General features: G+C 51.8%; 20 protein-coding genes. 7 read left to right on the top strand and 13 right to left on the bottom strand.

Going from position 1 to position 17981, the window contains the following annotated elements; all coding sequences use genetic code 11:
- The first annotated feature begins 49 nt into the window (after nt 1-49).
- Entirely contained in the window at nt 50-796 is a 747-nt protein-coding gene (locus AC55FS_RS11200) for a hypothetical protein (RefSeq protein ID WP_496932337.1), read from the top strand.
- Between the two features lie 46 nt (nt 797-842).
- Nucleotides 843-1754 carry an Abi-alpha family protein gene (locus AC55FS_RS11195; RefSeq protein WP_496932336.1) on the top strand — a complete coding sequence of 304 codons (912 nt, stop codon included), beginning with the start codon at nt 843-845 and terminating at the stop codon, nt 1752-1754.
- 378 nt (nt 1755-2132) lie between these two features.
- Here the strand turns inward: AC55FS_RS11195 and AC55FS_RS11190 are convergent, their stop codons facing one another.
- On the bottom strand, nt 2133-2513 hold the full coding sequence (locus AC55FS_RS11190; protein ID WP_496932335.1) for a hypothetical protein: 381 nt from the start codon (nt 2511-2513) through the stop codon (nt 2133-2135).
- 193 nt (nt 2514-2706) lie between these two features.
- Between AC55FS_RS11190 and AC55FS_RS11185 the strand changes: the two genes are divergently transcribed.
- Nucleotides 2707-3003, top strand: a complete 297-nt coding sequence (locus tag AC55FS_RS11185) for a helix-turn-helix domain-containing protein (RefSeq protein ID WP_496932334.1) — start codon at nt 2707-2709, stop codon at nt 3001-3003.
- Here the strand turns inward: AC55FS_RS11185 and AC55FS_RS11180 are convergent.
- From AC55FS_RS11180 to AC55FS_RS11135, 10 genes are all read right to left on the bottom strand, one after another.
- Nucleotides 3000-3422, bottom strand: coding sequence for a hypothetical protein (locus AC55FS_RS11180; protein WP_496932333.1), 423 nt, complete (start codon nt 3420-3422; stop codon nt 3000-3002). The genes AC55FS_RS11185 and AC55FS_RS11180 overlap by 4 nt on opposite strands.
- Nucleotides 3416-4585, bottom strand: coding sequence for a glycine-rich domain-containing protein (locus AC55FS_RS11175; RefSeq protein ID WP_496932332.1), 1170 nt, complete (start codon nt 4583-4585; stop codon nt 3416-3418). The genes AC55FS_RS11180 and AC55FS_RS11175 overlap by 7 nt, the downstream gene beginning before the upstream one ends.
- Nucleotides 4582-5493, bottom strand: coding sequence for a hypothetical protein (locus AC55FS_RS11170; protein WP_496932331.1), 912 nt, complete (start codon nt 5491-5493; stop codon nt 4582-4584). The genes AC55FS_RS11175 and AC55FS_RS11170 overlap by 4 nt, the downstream gene beginning before the upstream one ends.
- On the bottom strand, nt 5490-9566 hold the full coding sequence (locus tag AC55FS_RS11165; RefSeq protein WP_496932330.1) for a hypothetical protein: 4077 nt from the start codon (nt 9564-9566) through the stop codon (nt 5490-5492). The genes AC55FS_RS11170 and AC55FS_RS11165 overlap by 4 nt, the downstream gene beginning before the upstream one ends.
- A complete protein-coding gene (locus AC55FS_RS11160) occupies nt 9559-9876 on the bottom strand; it encodes a DUF1799 domain-containing protein (RefSeq protein ID WP_496932329.1) in 318 nt (105 codons plus the stop codon). Before AC55FS_RS11160 ends, AC55FS_RS11165 begins: the two co-directional genes overlap by 8 nt.
- 20 nt (nt 9877-9896) lie before the next feature.
- Nucleotides 9897-10220, bottom strand: coding sequence for a hypothetical protein (locus AC55FS_RS11155; RefSeq protein ID WP_496932328.1), 324 nt, complete (start codon nt 10218-10220; stop codon nt 9897-9899).
- 5 nt (nt 10221-10225) lie between these two features.
- A complete protein-coding gene (locus AC55FS_RS11150; RefSeq protein WP_496932327.1) occupies nt 10226-11161 on the bottom strand; it encodes a phage tail tube protein in 936 nt (311 codons plus the stop codon).
- 117 nt (nt 11162-11278) lie between these two features.
- Nucleotides 11279-11590, bottom strand: coding sequence for a hypothetical protein (locus AC55FS_RS11145; RefSeq protein ID WP_496932326.1), 312 nt, complete (start codon nt 11588-11590; stop codon nt 11279-11281).
- Between the two features lie 13 nt (nt 11591-11603).
- Nucleotides 11604-12557, bottom strand: a complete 954-nt coding sequence (locus AC55FS_RS11140) for a major capsid protein (RefSeq protein WP_496932325.1) — start codon at nt 12555-12557, stop codon at nt 11604-11606.
- Nucleotides 12558-12567: 10 nt separating this feature from the next.
- Nucleotides 12568-13218, bottom strand: coding sequence for a hypothetical protein (locus tag AC55FS_RS11135; protein ID WP_496932324.1), 651 nt, complete (start codon nt 13216-13218; stop codon nt 12568-12570).
- Nucleotides 13219-13344: 126 nt separating this feature from the next.
- Here AC55FS_RS11135 and AC55FS_RS11130 point away from each other — a divergent pair, with 126 nt between their 5' ends.
- From AC55FS_RS11130 to AC55FS_RS11115, 4 genes are read left to right on the top strand one after another with little or no spacing between them, the layout of a single operon-like run.
- The gene (locus AC55FS_RS11130) at nt 13345-14646 is read left to right on the top strand and encodes a phage portal protein (protein ID WP_496932323.1); all 1302 of its coding nucleotides are present in this window, start codon (nt 13345-13347) and stop codon (nt 14644-14646) included.
- Nucleotides 14627-15058 (top strand): hypothetical protein, encoded by a 432-nt coding sequence (locus AC55FS_RS11125; RefSeq protein WP_496932322.1) that lies wholly within the window; start codon nt 14627-14629, stop codon nt 15056-15058. Before AC55FS_RS11130 ends, AC55FS_RS11125 begins: the two co-directional genes overlap by 20 nt.
- A complete protein-coding gene (locus tag AC55FS_RS11120; RefSeq protein WP_496932321.1) occupies nt 15059-15364 on the top strand; it encodes a hypothetical protein in 306 nt (101 codons plus the stop codon).
- Complete coding sequence (locus tag AC55FS_RS11115) at nt 15361-15735, top strand: hypothetical protein (RefSeq protein WP_496932320.1); 375 nt, start codon at nt 15361-15363, stop codon at nt 15733-15735. Before AC55FS_RS11120 ends, AC55FS_RS11115 begins: the two co-directional genes overlap by 4 nt.
- Before the next feature lie 740 nt (nt 15736-16475).
- Here the strand turns inward: AC55FS_RS11115 and AC55FS_RS11110 are convergent.
- Nucleotides 16476-16928: a hypothetical protein gene (locus AC55FS_RS11110; protein ID WP_496932319.1), complete on the bottom strand. Its 453-nt coding sequence runs from the start codon at nt 16926-16928 to the stop codon at nt 16476-16478.
- Between the two features lie 468 nt (nt 16929-17396).
- Nucleotides 17397-17948, bottom strand: coding sequence for a hypothetical protein (locus AC55FS_RS11105; protein ID WP_496932318.1), 552 nt, complete (start codon nt 17946-17948; stop codon nt 17397-17399).
- Nucleotides 17949-17981 lie beyond the last annotated feature (33 nt).

The following is a 17981-nucleotide window of genomic DNA, read 5'->3' as shown; positions in this document are numbered from 1 at the left end:
GCCAGAAACAACGACGGCAACAAGCCTAATTTAATATTTCGGAGTTGATATGGAAGCCAACGAAAAAATCCAAAACCTCGAAGACTTCAAAAGATTAATTGAACAATTCTTCTCCTCCCGCGACGCCAAGATCCGCAGCGAGATCAACAGAAAAAAAGACTGGGTAAGGCGTGAAGTGCTGGAAGCCCGCTGCTACAAGACATTCACTGTGTCTCCACCTCCAGCAGTAGGGGGATTAATAATGCGGAACGTCGACCTGTTCGAGGCCCTATTCGATCCACCTTACGGATGGAGTGTTAAAAATATGCTCTTCGATATGATAGATGAGACGATCGGCGTGATAATGTCAGGCGGCCCAGCACGAGAAGAATCGGAACCATTCGTGTCAGAAGATCCTGATTACGAAGAAGGGTACGCCTTCATAGCAATGGCGATAGATCCACAAGATTCCGACCTAGAGGATGTTCTGGATTCGATCAAGGAGGCCGCAACCAAGTGTGGCATTCATGCCGAGCGCATTGATGAAGTTCAGAGTAACAATCGAATCACAGATAGGATCCTTGAGTCCATTCAGAAAGCACAGTTTGTAATTGTCGATCTCACCCACTCGAAACCAAACGTCTTTTACGAGGCGGGCTATGCACAGGGCCTGAGTAAAACACCTATCTACATTGCCCGGGATGGCACCCAGCTAGAATTTGATTTGAAGGATTATCCGATAATATTTTTTAAAAACATGCGAGAGCTAAAGGAACGCCTGCAAAAGCGCTTTCAATTTCTTGTAGAATCGACTTGACAACTCCCAGAGCGTTACAGCTCCCAAAAAGTCAAAGGATAGATAAGTGAGCGAAGACAAAAACAACACCATGGAAGATGCTTCATCCACTATGATCGAAAAAGGGCTGGACATTGCCAAAACATTTGTTGACAAATTGGTTAACCCTACCGCTGAAGAACTTGGCTTACTCATAAAGGATCAGGTTTCTTTCTGGCGATTCAGCAACCAAATCAAGATACTTAACAAAGCAAGGGAGCTTTGTGAGAAGAACAAAATAACCGTGAAAGCGATATCTCCTAAACTGCTTTGCCCTTATCTCGAAAATGCTTCTCTGGAGGATGACGAAGAACTGCAAGACAAGTGGGCAAACCTTTTGGTGAACATGGTTGACTCTAAGCAAAATATCGAAAATCACGTATTTCCATATATTCTTAGCCAACTTTCAAAAGATGAATTCGATGTAGTCGAAATAGCCCTTCAAGAGAAGGAAAGGCGTATCAATATGCTAGAGGAGGAGCTGCGTTTCTTTCTGAGTAAAAAATCGAGCACTGAAGCGCGACTTAAGGAGGAACTGGCAATTCTAAGGAAGAAAAAGGATACCCCCAAAACAACTGATAGATCATATTTTGACACGGAAGCTTTGGAACTCATCTCGGAAACTCGCTCTATCGAGCGCAAGCTTGCATCGCTTGAACATGGAGAGGCATCACTGCGGAGAAAAATCGCTACCCCAGAAAACATCCCCAGGGAAAATCTAAAAGATTTTGAGGTCGCCAACATCATCAGGCTAGGCTTGGCAAAAACTCATTACGTCGCCAGCGCAGGGACGCACAGCATAGACATTCCAAATCGCGATGAAGACAGCTTCTTCAGTAGCTCGGTCGACTTTGACATAGACATTGAAACTGAAAGTTTCGTGGTGCTAACAGAGCTGGGTGAGTTTTTTATTGATGCATGCCGGGACAAATACACATAATAGGGAAGCGATAACCCATTCACACTGACTCTTTTGCACCTGCTAGTGCAAGGCCACCCCGCCCCCCACACACTGTATGGATAACAGACCTGAGAGCGCGGCATCTTTGGCTAGGCAGGAAGCCATCAAAGCCCGATGGAGGCAACAAGGCTTTATCGTTTTTCCAGATGGGACCCATCGTCGACTGAAAAGCGTAAGTAAAGGCGTCATCATCGCAGGCGTATTGCGTTACGATGGAGCGGTGGATCTTGTCGACGACGAGAGTTGGAGCGTTATTTTCACAGAGAATGACGACTTAACGCTGACCGATGAGCAACAGGGATTTGGAGCAGGAGCGTTACTCCAACGTATTGCTTGTTAGTCTAGTGAACCCAGTTGTTAAGCGTATTGCTCTGAAGCTAGAGTTTCAGGATATCGGGTATTCCCAGTTGTTCCAGATCGACAAATATTAAGCACCGCATCGATTTCAGCAACAACCCATGCGGGCATATGCTCAGGGTCAGCTGTTAACCCAGGCCTATCAATACAAATTGTTTCTCTGCAAGCAACACGATTTAACTGCGAAACTCCATTGCCAATCAATCCATCAACCTGCTCAAAAATCAGAGTCAGCCCCATCGATTTTCTGTCATCTATGATCAATGGCTCGCCAGCTGGGCGTTCATTCAACATTGAGTCTATGCAGCCCAAAACGGCTTGTGCGGACTCAAACTTATCAATCGCCTCAAACAGGGCGATGTCTCTTCTCACCTCTGACATACTTCCTTACTCCGTGTCATTAAGGTTATACCCTAGGCCGGAGAAGCCTAGTGGTTATGCTGAGTCAAAAATTGACTTCATAGCGTCAATTATAATCAATCGGCAGGCGCAGCCGTGTTCAGCACTGAGCAACGCCTGGCGCCATACCCCGAAAAACTGCACGCCCCTGAGAAATTTGTAACGGCACGTATAAATGGCAAATCTGGGCGAGTTATTTAAAGCGCTCAGGGATGGCCTAGGAATAACGCAAGAACATTTCGCAGATATAACAGGGACAAGTCACGCAACGGTTGGGCGCGCTGAAAATGGCGGGCCACTGTATCGTTACGATTCTATTGTGCGCCTTGAAGAGGAACTGGGTGCTCCCATCGATGTGCTGCTTCAGACGGGAAAGTCCCCCGCCTGGATGCGGAAATACAGAAAGCTTACGCCGGAACAAAGAGCCAAACTCGATGGGCTGATGGATAAGGCTCTAGAATTGCTAGATTAGAGCCTTGCTGCAGCAATAAACATCTCATCCACTTGCTTTGTTGTTCTCCCAGCACCTAGCACCAGCAGCTGCTCAACCAATGAATCTGCGCGGTAGATATAACGGCTTTTATGCCACTTAGCGCTGGCTTTGCTGCGCTCTGGTTCTGGTAGCACGTCGATGGCGTCATTAACCACTTGCAGCAGGCCGTCTTCGATCAGCTGCAGCTCCGCTTGCAGTGTTGTAATGCGTTCAGGCACAACGGTCACGGCATCCGGAATGACTCGAGTAAATTCTCCGGTCGCTGAGTTGTATTCATCGCCAGGCGACACAGCCTGCTCGCCAACACAGACCCAACCCTTGGATTCGGCAAACTCCGTTGCTGGTACAACGACAACATTCGCGACCTTGACGCTTTCTATCACTGCTGCTTTTACCATTGATACACCCTCACCAAACCATTAGCCCCATCACCTGCATTACCATGCCGAGCAGCACCACCTCCGCCGGCTGGGAACCCGCCTGGCTGTGCATCAACATTGTCGCCTGCATCTCCACCGTTGCCAGCATGGACGCTGATACCACCACCAGATCGACTGGCCACCGTGTCGGGACCTGCGCCACCACCACCGCCGTACTCGCTACTGCCGCCCTGCTTGGTGCCAACACCATCAGCCGTGCTCTGATTGAAATAACCCGACCCGCCAAAGCCGCCATCGAAGGTGCCTCTTACTGCGACAGACACTTTCGTGAAATCTGTAGGGGCATAGGCCTGCAGGCCACCACCCGGTAAAGAGGGTAAACCGGCGCTGTTTGACCCCTGACCGCCATGGCCACCATAAGCGGTGATGTCAGCAAATCCTGAATGCCCACCGGCACTGCCATCATTGCCAGAGCCTAAAGCACCACCCACGCCACCCGCGCCAACGACGACAGGGACGGTTTCAGGCAACGTTTCGGCGAGCCTGAACGCCATCGCATAGCTACCACCCGCACCGCCGGAACAGCGCTGCTGTGAGTCGCTACTATTGCCACCACCAGCGCCGGCGCCCCAAGCCTCGACAAACACCATTCTTGCTGCCGGATGTTTTTCCCAGTTGGCTGATGCGGTGTACTCGTCGTACTTGACAATCGCGCCTGTTTGCACCCATACAGCCTCGTCTGTGCCAGGCTCAATGCTGGTCACATCAGCCAGCGGCTGCATCAGTCGCCAAAATCGCGAGTCGTGATGGTACGTTGAAGGCATGGATGCCTGTCCTGATGCATTTGCCCAGGCCCCTTTAAAGTTGGCCACACCCGCTATATTGTCCGCATAGCCTCGTGCTCGATCCGCTTCGCTGGTTGCGGCCACGACCCGATCAGAGGCATCCGAAACAGACTGTTGAGCGCTCGCTGACGACTGTTGAGCGCTGATCATGTAGTCACGCACCATCAGCGCGGTGGTTTTCATCCAGTCCGCCAAGCCAACGAGACCAGTCTGCCAGTTTGGGAGCGACGCAAACCAGCGATTTGTGACCGTCGTGAAATCTGCTTGATTGGCCGCACGGCTAGGCAAATCGTTACTGATATCCGGCACCGCCGGCGGGTCTGTCGGAGCTGTCATGTCAGGCCCTCAATGTTAATGTTGATGTCATCAAAAACCGGGTTACCCTGGGCAACATCGATGGACCGGAAAAAGCCAAAGATCAGGCCCGTCGCCCGGCGTTCGTTGCTGATCCAGACAGCCGGAACGGAGCGCAAGTTGTCGAGCATGGTGTAAACAAAGTCGGCTGCCTGAGCGTCCACCTTCACCGGCACTTTCAGGCGTTTTGCACTGAGGCCCTTTGAGAAGGTGGTATTACCAAAGTCGTTGGTCTCAATGCGGCTGTAGTCCTTTAAGCCAGGCGCCTGGCCGAACAACGTATCGCCCACGTCATGTTGCTGGCCTATCACCAAATGACCACAACGAGCGGGCTCGCCTTCTTTGATCAAGCTCACTCTCACGATCACACCGGCGTACTGCGGTAAATCAGTGATTACGAAGTCACGGCGACGACGAATTGGGTTAAAGAAATAGCTGTAGATGTCATATACAGCGGAGTTATCGACAAGCTCAAACGTCTTGTCGTAGACGACGCCGGCGCCACTCACATCGTCCACCACTTCAACTCGCATAGCGTCGGCAAAGGCGTTAAACACAGCAACGGCATTGACCACTGTTTCTGGCCGATACTCAACCTGGATGCCATGACTGTCGCCGGATGAGAAAGCTGCATCAGATATGGATTGCGAACTGACTTGATCGTCGAACAGGCGCCATGGGTTAATGGAATCAATGCGTGTCCATTGTGTGTTTTCATGGGCAGGAGTCTTGCTGTCGGTATCGATATTGGCCTGCCAGATATCTACCCCTAGGCGCACTTTCGTATCTTGTGGCCATGGCTTTGCGGACCATTCTTGGACCGTGTCGTCGAACGGTATATTGGTCGTCAGCTGACCGTATTGAATCTGGGCCGGGACAACGACCTTCATTTGGCCCTCGCATACACGCCCATGCGTGCCAGTTCTTCTGTTGAGTCTGCAGTTGAAGACGAGGCCACGGAGATATTGCGCAGATAGCCTTTAATGTCTGCCAGCTCATTACTCAGCCGCATTACTTGATTAGCTAGCTGCTCGTTGCTTCGACCTGCACCAACTGCACTTCGCACGGTATTTGCTACGTCTGCCGTCAGCACCATTTCGTCGCGATGTAGCTCCGCTCGATAGCCGTCGAACGGCACGCGATTAAGGCCTGCAGCATGCGATCCGTCAGGTCGGCCCCAGCCCTGAACAGTCATGCCACCTGCCTGCAATACAGTGAGGTTTGATCGGGATGACAACTCTGCCACAAGAGCTGCCTGAAGAGCTTTAATCGAGTCGTCGACAGACTGCACAGACTGATCGATGCCGCGAAGTTCATTGAGCTGCGCCTGCTGGTCATCCAACAGTTCTTGAAGGCGCTTTTCCTCTTCTTCGGCGGCATCTTCTAGAGCCATGATCTGCTCGTCAAAGCTGTCCTCAATGACGCTGATCTGGCGATTGGATGCTGCCAGCTGCCGTTCGGCAGTACTGAGCTGAGACTCGCCTTTGTCTTCGACCTGCTCCAAAACTGCCAAGAACTTGCGCTGCTCACGGTCGTAATCGACGGCCGTGCCAAAGTCCTGCACACTGATGTTCTGTGCTGCAGCCAGCGCCTCGCCCAGATCCGTTAAGCTTCCACCACTGGCAGCCAGCTGCAGTTGATTAAAGGCTGCGTCACGGCTAATGCCAATGCCGGCCTGCTGTGCCAAGCGATCGTATGCGTTTTGTATGCCGCGCACTTCAGACTCGATGGCACTCACCCGCGTACGGGCAGATTCTGCAGACAGTTTCGCGACTGCAACTGCCGCTGAACGCTGTTCTTGCAGGGCTTCGCGCTCTGCAGCCAACTGACTGCTGATATCGGTCAAGCGCTGTGAAACAGAGCTACTGAGTTCACTAAAGGCAGCATCCGTCGCATTTTGCATCGATGCTAATGATTGCGCTCCAGACTCTGCAGCTTCATAAAACTCTACTAATGCGTCACTTGAACGCGTCAACACTTCAAGCGCCGCCCTACCAGCTTCGGTTTTAAGGTCCAGTCCATAAATCAAATCGGCGATGCCCGCTTTTGTCTCCGGCAGCTGCAGATTTAACTCAGTGTATTTTTCGTTGAGCTGATCCAGTTCTTTACTCAGCCGTTGCTCATTCAGCTCTGCTTTTTTCTCATCGCTTAAAAACGTATCGGCCAGCTGCTGACTCGCAGATGTCAATGCCGCTGCATCTCCAAAAACATCCACCAAACTGGTCGCAGCGTTACCCAATTCAAGTCCGTTCAGATCTGCCAGAGAGTCGTTTAAACCCAGCAATGCGCCGTCGACGACCGTCGCATTACGGGCAAATTCCTGAAGCAAGTCACCCGCAGAGTCACCAAATTGATCTACAAACGCCTTCAACCCTGGCGATATTTGCCCAGCCACCTGATTCAGTGCCGAGCCAAAAGCTCGGCTAAATTCCTGAGCCGCCTCTTCAGCACTCATTTCGTAGGTGCTAAATGAGCCGGTGTCGAACGTGGCTTGGCCGATTTGATCAGCAGCATCGATTCCAAGGGATAAGAATGCTTCCGCCAAAAGGTCGCCTGTTGCAGATGAGGCTTCATTCAACAAGCTTTTGATTCGCTCAAGCTCAGCAGCCTGGATAGGGTTCGCTATGGCCTGATTAGCAAACAACCCGTAATACTCAGGGTTGTCTAACGTGCCTCTGATGCCTACCCCAGCGGCTGCTATGAAGTCCGAGCCTATATCAGAGATGGCCTGTGCAACCCTCGCGCCGAAACTATCGACCGCTTCGTCTGCATTGCCTTGTGCTCGCAGTAACTCTCTATTAACGCCGATCAGCTCACTCAGTGCGCTTACAGTTTGCTCTGTGTAATCAGATATCGCGCTCGATTTATTTTCGATCCCGCCAAGTAACTGCTCAATTAATTGATTATCTTGACGCTCGGCCAGGTTGAATGTCGCTCCGACATCGCTGCCGAAAATACCTTGACCGATAGCGCCGCCGAGGATGCCTCCAATGGCTTGCCCTGCTGGCCCCCAAGCAGAGCCAACCGCGGCACCCAAGGCAGCACCAATTTGTTGGCCCGACGCCTCCCAGTCTTCAGTTAGCAACGCTGTTGTTAACGATGTCGCTACAGACTGCATCGCACGCTCGAAGTCCTGCTGCATCGCATCGGCTGCTTGGCGGCTGTTGTTTTGATCGTAAAGTGCGCCAGCAAGCTCTCTGGCGGTGGCCACCTGCTCTTTGGAAGCGTTCGCACTGAGCTTGGCCAGTTCGGCCTGAATGAACTGCTCTTTACTATTCAACTTTTGCCAACGGTTCTGCTCCTTGAGCGCTTTGACGACGCCATCATCCGACAACTGAGCCAGCAAGGACTGCTGCTCGCGCTGACCGTCGATAAGCTTTTGGACCAACTCATCAGATGCGCCTGCTTGTTTGAGCTGGGCTTCCAGCTGTTTTTCTTGCAGGATCGTCTGAGCATCAATCAAAGTGCCACCGGATTTGAGGGCAGTATTCTGAGCTTCAATCAGCTGCAGCTGGGCCTCCGCCTGGGCGATGGCTTGATCCTGACCCGCATCAAGTTCGGCGTAGAATTCGCCAAGCCAATCTCGGCTGCTCATTGCTGGTGTGATGACGGTCTGTGCCAGGGTTTCTGAGACGACCTCGGCTGCTTCTTCGGCTTGCTCCTTGACGCCGCTGATCCTCTCCAGCAGGTCATCGCCAAACAGCGATTCAGTGAGTACCGATTGAGCATCATTAGCCGCTTCGTTGATCGCTCCCTTTGTCAGCTCAATCTCTTTTCGCAGTCCTTCGAGCGAACCTGACGAAACGAGCTCTATTGTTGGCAACTCCAAATTGGCGAGTTTATTGGTCTCCTCAATGACCTTATTCATCAATTGAATATGCGCATTTAACGCATTGACTGGACCCGACAAGATCGCCTCAGCCAGTTGTAGCATGAGGACCTTCGTACTCAGAGCAAAGCTGGCCACGCCAATCCCAGCCACCTTGAATACCCGAGTGACGCCGTCGCCAGCATTAAGAACAAATGCTAGTCCGCTGACTGATACGTCTGCTGCACTCGTCACCGCATCACCAAAGCCACCGGCTTCGGTGGCCGATTCGGAGAACTGATCAGCAACAGCGTGAATAGTCGGCGACAACGCAATGGCCAGGCGAGATGACAAAGACTCAGTCACCATGCCGATACGAGACCATGCATCGTTTGCAGCCTCGACTTTGGCAGTATCTATTTCAGAGAGCCCAAGTCCGTATTGATCAACCTCGACCCGGGCAGCGCGAATGGCGTCGCCGCCGGCAAGGAAAAACTGATTGGCATTGGCTTGTTCAAAGCCCAGCGTCTGCAGGTGACGTGCGGTCTCTTGAGCCGACAGCCCGGAGGATTTAACAGCATCAGCAATAATGGCTAAACGCTCGTCAGCATCGGCTTTTTTAAGCTCAGCAAGATTGAGACCTAAGATTTTAACAGCCGTGGCGTACTCACCGACACCCATCTCAGCTGCGCCCAAACGGCGATTCAGGCGAACCAGACTCATGTCCATGTCGCCCACACCGCCGTCGCTAGCAGCCAGCTGAACGGCACGAATACCCGTGACGGTTGCATCCAGTGATCGAGCGAGTTTGGCCTGGGCATCTACGTTCTCAAGCCCTTTAACCGTCATGACGGATAAGCCAGCAGTGACGGCTGTCAGCCCCACCGCTGCCAGTTTTGCAGAACGCTTGGCCAAGTCGGCAACGCTGAGAGACAGGCCTTCCACTTTGCGGCCAGCTTTGTCACTTTCGTTGCCTGCGCTTTTAACGTCGTCGCTAAACTCTTCAACGCCGTCTGCGCCCTTTTTACCGGCCTCACCGGCATTATCAAGGGCGTCAGATAGTTTCTTAATTTCATCGCGCGAGCCTGAGACCTCAGCCTTTAAGCCGCTATTGTCGGCAGACAGTTTTAGCTTCAGTTCGAAGTTCTTAGCCACGCTTCTCACTCATCGCATTGAGCGCGCCCATTTCAATCAGGCGCACTTTCTGAAAGGTTTCTGCAGTGTCTTCGATGCCCATCATTCGCATAACAGACTCCACCGCACTGTAATCGAGGCCGGTCTGAACACCGGTCATACCCGCATAGCGCCACTGGGTAGCACTAGAGCAAAACACGTCGAATGCCTGCAGGTTTTCTGCGTATAGCTCGAATTCATCGGGCTCAGCTTCCGGTAAAAAAGAGGCATCCATGCCAAACGCGACTAAGTCATCATCGAGTGTTTCTTTGCTATTGGATGCGCCCAACACCCAAGCACGGCCGGCCTCCCTTAGGTTTTGCTCAGGCCCTTTTTTGCATAGCTGTCCTGGTAGGCTGACCAGATTGCTTGTGCAATGTCAGGATCGGAGCGAAGGGCCGCGAGCATGGCATCGCCAGTCAGTGGCTCAGCGTCATGGCCCGTTAGCTCAATGCCTTCGGCGCCCACAAAGACGGCATCCAGGGCTTTCTGATCATCAATACCCATGCGTTCCATCTCAGCGGTGTTCAGCGTCTTAAAAATGCCGGTGAACTCGCCCTGCTTTTCTTCGCTTCCTTCGCGGTAAATCACAGTCACTGGGTATTGGTAGGTGCGTTCTGTTTTGATCTTGAACATGGGGCTCACTTAACGGTTAGGACCAGCTCGTCATTGCCGGCATCGGGATTAATGGTCAGGCTAAGCTGCAGCATCTGCACGCCGTTGAGGTCGGAGTCAGAGGGAGATCCAGTGCCGACTTTGGGGCAGTCGATCTGCACGATATTGCCGGCGGTTTTGCCATGGACCAGCTGAAGCGCGCCAAGGTCACCGGCCAGTGCCTTGCCATACAGGTTGATAGTGGTCAGCTCGGGCTCTTCCAAAGTGACGCTGCCAGAAGGCGAGCGGCCGTTGATCTCAATCGAACTACCAGGGCCAACGACTTGATGCTTAACAACATCATTCGACATATCGATGCTGAGGGTGTTAAACGACAGCGCCGAGCCATGCAGACTGAACGTTGGTGTATTGGCCGTGGTTACCGGCAGAGGCACTTGGTACGAGCTGAAATCAGCGTTGGCTGGCATCGTTTGTTCAGTCACCGGTTCAAACAGCCCTTTAAAGCTGAAGCTCATCACCGGAATGCTGTTCACATCCAAGCTAAACGACACGGAGCCACGGCCACCGGTAAACTTGTGCAGCTTGCTGTCGCGGTTAATGTAAGCCGTTAATGACTCTTCGCCGCCGGTGATCGGGTTATACGTCACGTCAGTACCCGCATTGACGGTCTCAGCAAAGCCGCATGCTCGCAGCAAAGGCGCCCAAGCTGGCGCTGTGCCAGCAGCACCAGAGCCTGCCAGCTCGACTTCCACGATCAGCTCGACATGTTTCTCGCCGGCGATGGTTTGTGCATTGCCGAAATACGGGCGATCCAGTTCGCGTTGAATGTCGTCACCGGCCATCGGCGTCACACTGATGTTGCGCGTCAGAATGGCATTCAGATCGGCCGTAGGGCCGGCATCAGTCCCGTACGCGCTTTCGATTTTTGCCAGCATCAACCGGCGATTGCTTCGATTCTTCATGGTCGGTCACCGTATCTTGGGTGGCGGCTTCGATAGGCGCTGTCACCGGCGCCAGCTCATCCCCATCAATCTGGTATTGGCCGCCTGTTTGGGGCAACGGGCGGCCAACAGGGCCGGTCACGATCCACCACTATCAGTGGACGCACCGACGCCATCGTCAGATGAGGTCGTAGCTTTTGAAGCCGACTTGGTTGAAGTGTTGGGCGCCGATTTACCAGACAGCTGCTGAGCCTTTTTGTCGCCGCTATGGCGCTTGATGCCCTCATAGGCTGCAGGCACATCTCCCATCACAGCTTCGCAGCCCTCGATATAGTCACTTGCACCAGCCACTTCTGAGTTGCGAATTTTGGCACCAGAGTCGCGGGCCAGCTTCAATTGCTCAGCGCTTGGACTACCAAAGATGAAATACAAAACTTGAGCTTTATCCATAACTTAGGGCCTCTTATTGAGATTTCACGAGAACACCTGCGGTGTCCTTTAAGCTGCTGGCAAACAGATCCCAGCTGGCACCCGAGGCCAGAGCAGCGTCGCTTGGAGACGCCCCGCCGTTCTCGGAATTCCAGGAGTAACCCAGCAGGCCCAGCATGAAGTTGTATTCACCCTGATGAGTAACGGTGATGTTTTCACCACCGGTATTTTCTTTGGTCACCGAGATCAATGCACCGGTTTGAACTTGAACAGCCCCTGGCACCAGGCCCAGTGTGTGATACGTATCTGGAGAGCCGGCGGTCATCAAAGCTGGGGAGTCGGTCACCACATAACGCCGCCCGAGTTTGTCTTCCATCACGTTGATGTCACCGATGTTGAACAAGCGATTCGTGTTCTGAATGGCCTCATCAATCAGGTCGTGCCAGGTAGTGCCATGCATCATCCAGCACGCCAGCGATTGAGAGCGATCACCAAATTTACTGGCACCGCGGTTTAATGCCGGCAGACTGATTTTTCCTGCAGTAGCGTCATGAACAAGTTCGGTCTGGCGCTCAATGGCGGCACGTACGGCCATTACGGACGTGTTGATGTAGTCTTTCAGCATGGCAGCAGACGCCTGTTCGCCGATGATCAAGCCCGCCTCTTCTTGGCTTTTGCCCAGGCGACGGAACTGTTCCATAGTCCAATCAACTGGGCCGATACCCCCATCCACTTTGACGGAACGGTCGGTGTCTTGGCGGATCGACTTTGAAGCCACTGAACCACTGCCACGAGCATTCCGGCGGCGGGCCAACCCAGAGATCAGTTTGTAGCTGGCTTCTTCCAAGTAGTCGCCGATATGCTCAGCACTACCAATGACCAGGGCACCCGCGGATGCCTCATTAAATTTCTGCACGTTCTGATCGATGGTTTCGGTTGCGACCAGCTGCACTTGTTTGTCGAACACCGACATATTGGAAACGGACATAGTTATTTACCTATTCACCTGATTTGGATCGAAAGTGATCGAGCTTCTCTTCCCGTGACATTTTGGAAAGATCGCCACCATGTGCGGATCCACCTTCTCGGTCGTTGCCGCGATAACCGGAGCCTCCCGCTCCAGAGGATTTAACGAGTTGCGGCTTGTCTGCCGCCAATGCATCCACCGCGTCCTTGACAGGCATGAGCTTATCGCCACGGCGAATAAACGGGGTTTCTCCATCAAATTCGACGGCGCTGCGCATGGCTTGGCCAACGATTTCTGAATCAACGAATCGGTCGCCAATGGCGTCAGAGAGCTCGCGCTGAAACGCATCATCGCGCTGCTGCTTCAGCATCGTTTCGATTTGGCTTTGCTTGTCAGCCAGATCGGTTTCCAAGCGCTTATTTTTGGTTTCGAGTTGCTTCACGGCATCCGCTTGCCCTTTGGCATCCGGCAAACTTTCAAGCTCGTCGAAGGACTCGATGCCCAGCTTCTCCAGCAGGTCAATATTCTGCTGCTTGAGCGATTTATTCTCTGATTTAAGTGTTTTGCGGCCACTGATCGACTCTTGTCTAGCCTGATCTCGCTGGCCTTCCAATGTCGAAACGTATTCTTTCAGTGGCTCAAACTTATCGCCCAGTGGTTCTCGTAATGTTTCTAAGTCCATCAGCCTCTCGCTTTCTGGTGGTTACTGATCAGTAGTGAGGCTTGATGGTCTCGCGCGCGCGTTCTTTTCTTTGGCAAAAAATCGGTCAGCTGCATGACAGGGTTGCGCCATAAACGAGGTGCGCTCATGTCGACGAATAAAACGATGAAATTTTTGGCGGATGCTTTGCACGGACGTGGCGGCTTCGCCGACGGCAGCTATCTGATCAAGTACCCCCGCGAGGGCGATAAAAAATACGAAAGGCGCAAAGAGATTGCTTGGTACAGCAACCCCATGAGCCAGGCCTGTAATCGCTTTGTGGGCTTTATCAAAAAACGTCCCGTGACGAGGGATATCAGCGGTGAATTATTGGAACAGTTCGCCAAGGACTGCAATTGGCGCGGAGACTCCATCGGTGGGTTTTGGTCTCGGTTTATGATGGAGGCCAAAGCCAGAGGGAACATGGTCCTACTGGTGGAAATGCCAAAGAAGCTGCCGAAAGACAAAGCAAGCCAGGTCAAAGAGCGAGCGTTCCCGTATCTGGTGTCGATCAATCCGGAAGACATCGAAGACTACCGTTTAGATGAACGTGGCCAACTGGCCATGCTGGAAATGCCTGGTGAAGATAAAAACGGTAAACCCGTGATTCGCGGTTGGGATGATCAGCGCTGGTACATCAAACGCGAGGGGAAAAAAATTGACGGCGGCGACCACGGCCTTGGCCGCTGCCCTGCCATTGCATTCAGTGAGACCGGGAAATTTTTAGAACCAGGCCAATTTGCTCCCATCGCTCACCTATCAAAACGCCTCTACAACATGCAATCGGAGCTGGACGAACTGCTACGCAGCCAGACGTTCAGCCTGCTGACCTACCCCGTTGACCCACAAGAGCTGAGCAATTTTGTTCAGGGGGATGATGTAAAAGCCGTAGCGGAGACCATCGGGACCGAAAATATGATCGTGCATAGCGCCGGTGCCCAGCCTGGTTTCTTGAGCCCTGATGCCACGCCAACAGAAGCCTATTACAAAGCCATCGACATGGTCATGCGGCGCATCGATGAGGTCAGCCTGAATGTTCAGCCACCACAGCAGCAGGAAAGCGGTATCGCTATGCAGCTGCGGTTCCAGCTACTCAATGCCTCGCTCAGCTCATTCGCAGCCCGCATGCAGGACTTTGAGAATCTGATGTGGGACATCGTTATCGCTTGGCTGAAAGGCAGCGGAACCGCATCGTCCACCTGGGCTACAGATTACAGTCTGGCCGACATGCAGACTGAGATATCCACCCTACAACAGATGCAAATGGCCGGCGCGCCAGATTCCTACATCAAGGAAAAAATGAAGCAACTGGTCTCGCTTGACTTGGGCTCATCCAATCAAGAACTCATCAGCCAAATTAACGCAGAAATAGACGAAATGGAGCACGACGATGATCACAGTCAGTTCTGACGACATAGAGGACGTTATTAAGCGCCTCAATGATCTTCCCGGCCGTGGCGATCGAGTGGTGACAAACACTGCGCATGATGTTTTCAACGCCGTGTTCACTCAGGCTGATAAACACACTCAAAGCGGTGCGTTGATTGATTCGCTGTCACTCAAGAAGGAATCCGACGGGTTCATCATCCAGCATGACCTGAATCGCGCCCCTCACGCAGAGTTTGTCCATTGGGGCGCCAAGCCACACACCATCGAACCGAAAGACAAGTCTGTGCTGCGGTTCCCTGCTGGCAACGGCTTTGCCTTCGCCAAATCGGTCAAACACCCTGGGTACGAAGGCGATCCATGGCTGGAAGACGGCCAGAACTCCGCCGAGGGATTCTTCAACAAACGGGCAGCCGAGCTGCTGGGAGATAGCTAGATGGCAATTACGTACGACGACAAGTTCCTAGGCGACCGCGTCACACCCGAGATCGAGCAACAAGCGACTACCGACGTAGCCGAGCTAGGAAAATTTGAGGACTACTGGCGTGATCGTTTGATCAAGCTGCGCGCCTACATTCTGGTGTGCCTTATCCATCAGAGCGAAGCCGACGATATCTATGCGTCAAAGCTGGGCAGCTACCGCAAAGAGTTCAACGACGCTGAACGCTCAGCCAAGCGCTCGCAATCAGCCAATACCGGTAAGTCACCAGGCCTAATCAGCATACCGGTGGAACGCGCATGATCGAAAACAAACTGCAGGATATCGTCACGGCCTTGGGCCAGATCCCAGGAATCAAAACGGCCAAGCTAGGGCTAGAGAAAGGCATCAGCCATGCGGACTACCCAATCATCCGAGTGGTACCCGGCCTTCTTGGCCCCGAGCAGAATAGCGCCGGCCACCGTCAGGTTGAGCTGATGATCTACTTTGGCGAAGCGCTCACGGATTCAGACGGGCTCGAATCCATCTACCGCAAGCAAATGGCGATGGAGCGGCAAATCATCGAAGTGATGGAGTCCGGTCCCTGGGCAGCTGTGCACAAACGCACCCTGCTGGATCAGGACCGGATCGATAGCTTTAAGGTGTTTCAGGCGGTGTTTGGGGTGGTGGTTTGAACATAGCTAATTGCTGCTCAAACCATACCGATTTGAATAGCCCCATAACATCAAAGAACGTTCACCCATCCTTTGCCAACTGGCTAGGGCCGTCACAGGGGCAGTTCCTTTGGGAGGGTGCTTCTTGGATACCACTACAGTCCGCTGATTAAAAGATCGAAGGAGTCAATTATTGCTTTAGCTTTTCCCCGCAGAGGTAGCAGTTATCGCCAGGCAACCTCAAATCCGATATAGAAGCTGATCGATAAATTTGTGGTCGTCGACAGTCAGGATTGGGGCACCTAAACGTTATGACAAACCAAGCCAAATGAAACATTTGAGCCAAGTTGACCATATAGAACAACGTATATTCAATCTTGCCTGACTTTACAACCGGTATAACAAAAAGCTCATCTATAATTTTAACTAGCACTAACATAGCCAACAAAAAAAACAATTTACGAGCGTAGTAAGGTGTAGGAATAAACCTCATATCCTTCCTGTATTTTTAAGAACAACGCTTCCTAAAGCTGCCTCCCATAGAGAGAGTATCTATGCAGCCACAAATTATTTGACCGATGAAGCCCAGATCCTGGGCAGCGGTGCACAAACGTACGCCGCCAGACCAGGACCGGATTGACGCCTTCAAGGCTTTCTAGCAGTGCTTGAGGTCGTAGTCATCTGACCACGACAAATGTCTTGATGACTCACTAAACATTGGCACCGGTAGCATATTTATACGTCTTTCAGTTTCGATCAAGCTAGCTGCTACGGCCATCAATTATTTTTTTTAGCCCAAATAGGACCTTTTCTGTGAGGTGTAGACGTGTCTTGTTTCGTTGCAATTTAGCTTCCTTGTTGACATACCCCTCCAGCTTTTCAACAAAAGCTTCACCACAGTTCTTTGCCACGATCATTTGAAACTGCATCATTGAATGACCATCAAAATCTAAATGCCACATTGCTGCCCACAAGAACTCAACTTGACTTTCCTTTGGCAACATCACTACGTCTCTGTTAAATACGCTGACAAATTCATCAAAAATCATGGCTGAACCAAACGGGTTGTCATCATTTTCATAACTGAATTTCTGGTCATGTGAAAGAATCAACTGCCCAATACTACGCTCGACAACCAAATCATCGTTGCTGGATGCTATAGCACATCCACACTGCGTTAAAACGAGCAATGACGCAATTAACAACTTACTCATATAAATCACCAATCATTTTAAGACGCTGAACCAAGCTTGGAGCCAGCCACTTAAGCTTTTCCATAATATGGGAAGTATCGCTCACCAATAGTGGCAGCTATCACCTAAAGCTGGTGTTTCTGCCAGCAGATCCCTACTAGGGAACCACCGATATCCGGCAAACATTGGACTTTGCATTCGTTTAGTTTCATCTTCCAGGCAGCCACGGCGGTTCTCGTAGCACTGCCCGTCGTGTGATCCGTACCACAGACAAAAGCGCGCCGCACACAGCGTGAAACGCAATGATAATACGGCGTGGCGTCGAGCGAGACCTGATGTTTTCTGAGCTTGGGCATAATGACACTCCGGCTCTGCAGCAACTGAACCAGCCAAGCCGCTGCTGAGCAGGCTGCCACCAATGTGACAGCTTAGGGTGGGTGTCCATTTTGTTTTCTAGGATGGGTGTCCGGTTTGTTCCCGAGAGAGCGTCTATATACGTTCGGTTTTTGTTAACTCATCCAAAGCCCATACAACAAACCCTTCACCGTCATAAGCATTTACCACAGCGATACGAATATCATCCACGCATAGCTGAGATAGCTTTACATCTCGATTATTACCTTTCCATCCACCTACACAGATGAAGTACCAGCCTAGATTGAGGGCACGAATTAAGTTAGGCAATAGTCCTCTGACATCGTCGTCACTACTATTAATCACATGGTAAATTTCTTCATTTTCACAACGCCATGAGCCAGAAAATCTCTGCTCTAGATCTTCATCACCTAAATCAGCCATGTAGTCATCCATGACCAAGAAGCTATTTTCAGCCAGCAGGAACTCCCACAGAACATCACTCAGATTACTAGAAGGATCTAGTTTGGCACTCACTCTGCATGACTGTTCTGCTCTGCAATCCTGGATACCTGTTAGGACCCCATCATTAAAGGCATAGACGTCTCGAATACGCACATCGTCTGGTAAAACTGCATAAAAACTCCCTTCCATGAGCCTTACAAGAGGGGGTAGTTTTTTCGACATATGCCGCTCAGATTGAAACATCTCCTCCAGGTA

This window comes from Bacterioplanes sp. CLAM21 (assembly GCF_059641015.1).
Note: the sequence above shows the minus strand (reverse complement) of the source record. Positions and strands in the feature narration are given on the sequence as shown.

Bases quoted from the DNA above. Each gene is read 5' to 3' on its own strand.
- AC55FS_RS11120 (WP_496932321.1), top strand. From the start codon at position 15,059: ATGGCAATTACGTACGACGACAAGTTCCTAGGCGACCGCGTCACACCC.
- AC55FS_RS11185 (WP_496932334.1), top strand. From the start codon at position 2,707: ATGGCAAATCTGGGCGAGTTATTTAAAGCGCTCAGGGATGGCCTAGGA.
- AC55FS_RS11155 (WP_496932328.1), bottom strand. From the start codon at position 10,220: ATGTTCAAGATCAAAACAGAACGCACCTACCAATACCCAGTGACTGTG.
- AC55FS_RS11175 (WP_496932332.1), bottom strand. From the start codon at position 4,585: ATGACAGCTCCGACAGACCCGCCGGCGGTGCCGGATATCAGTAACGAT.
- AC55FS_RS11145 (WP_496932326.1), bottom strand. From the start codon at position 11,590: ATGGATAAAGCTCAAGTTTTGTATTTCATCTTTGGTAGTCCAAGCGCT.
- AC55FS_RS11110 (WP_496932319.1), bottom strand. From the start codon at position 16,928: ATGAGTAAGTTGTTAATTGCGTCATTGCTCGTTTTAACGCAGTGTGGA.
- AC55FS_RS11180 (WP_496932333.1), bottom strand. From the start codon at position 3,422: ATGGTAAAAGCAGCAGTGATAGAAAGCGTCAAGGTCGCGAATGTTGTC.
- AC55FS_RS11105 (WP_496932318.1), bottom strand. From the start codon at position 17,948: ATGTCGAAAAAACTACCCCCTCTTGTAAGGCTCATGGAAGGGAGTTTT.
- AC55FS_RS11170 (WP_496932331.1), bottom strand. From the start codon at position 5,493: ATGAAGGTCGTTGTCCCGGCCCAGATTCAATACGGTCAGCTGACGACC.
- AC55FS_RS11115 (WP_496932320.1), top strand. From the start codon at position 15,361: ATGATCGAAAACAAACTGCAGGATATCGTCACGGCCTTGGGCCAGATC.
- AC55FS_RS11200 (WP_496932337.1), top strand. From the start codon at position 50: ATGGAAGCCAACGAAAAAATCCAAAACCTCGAAGACTTCAAAAGATTA.
- AC55FS_RS11150 (WP_496932327.1), bottom strand. From the start codon at position 11,161: ATGAAGAATCGAAGCAATCGCCGGTTGATGCTGGCAAAAATCGAAAGC.
- AC55FS_RS11125 (WP_496932322.1), top strand. From the start codon at position 14,627: ATGATCACAGTCAGTTCTGACGACATAGAGGACGTTATTAAGCGCCTC.
- AC55FS_RS11130 (WP_496932323.1), top strand. From the start codon at position 13,345: ATGTCGACGAATAAAACGATGAAATTTTTGGCGGATGCTTTGCACGGA.
- AC55FS_RS11135 (WP_496932324.1), bottom strand. From the start codon at position 13,218: ATGGACTTAGAAACATTACGAGAACCACTGGGCGATAAGTTTGAGCCA.
- AC55FS_RS11190 (WP_496932335.1), bottom strand. From the start codon at position 2,513: ATGTCAGAGGTGAGAAGAGACATCGCCCTGTTTGAGGCGATTGATAAG.
- AC55FS_RS11140 (WP_496932325.1), bottom strand. From the start codon at position 12,557: ATGTCCGTTTCCAATATGTCGGTGTTCGACAAACAAGTGCAGCTGGTC.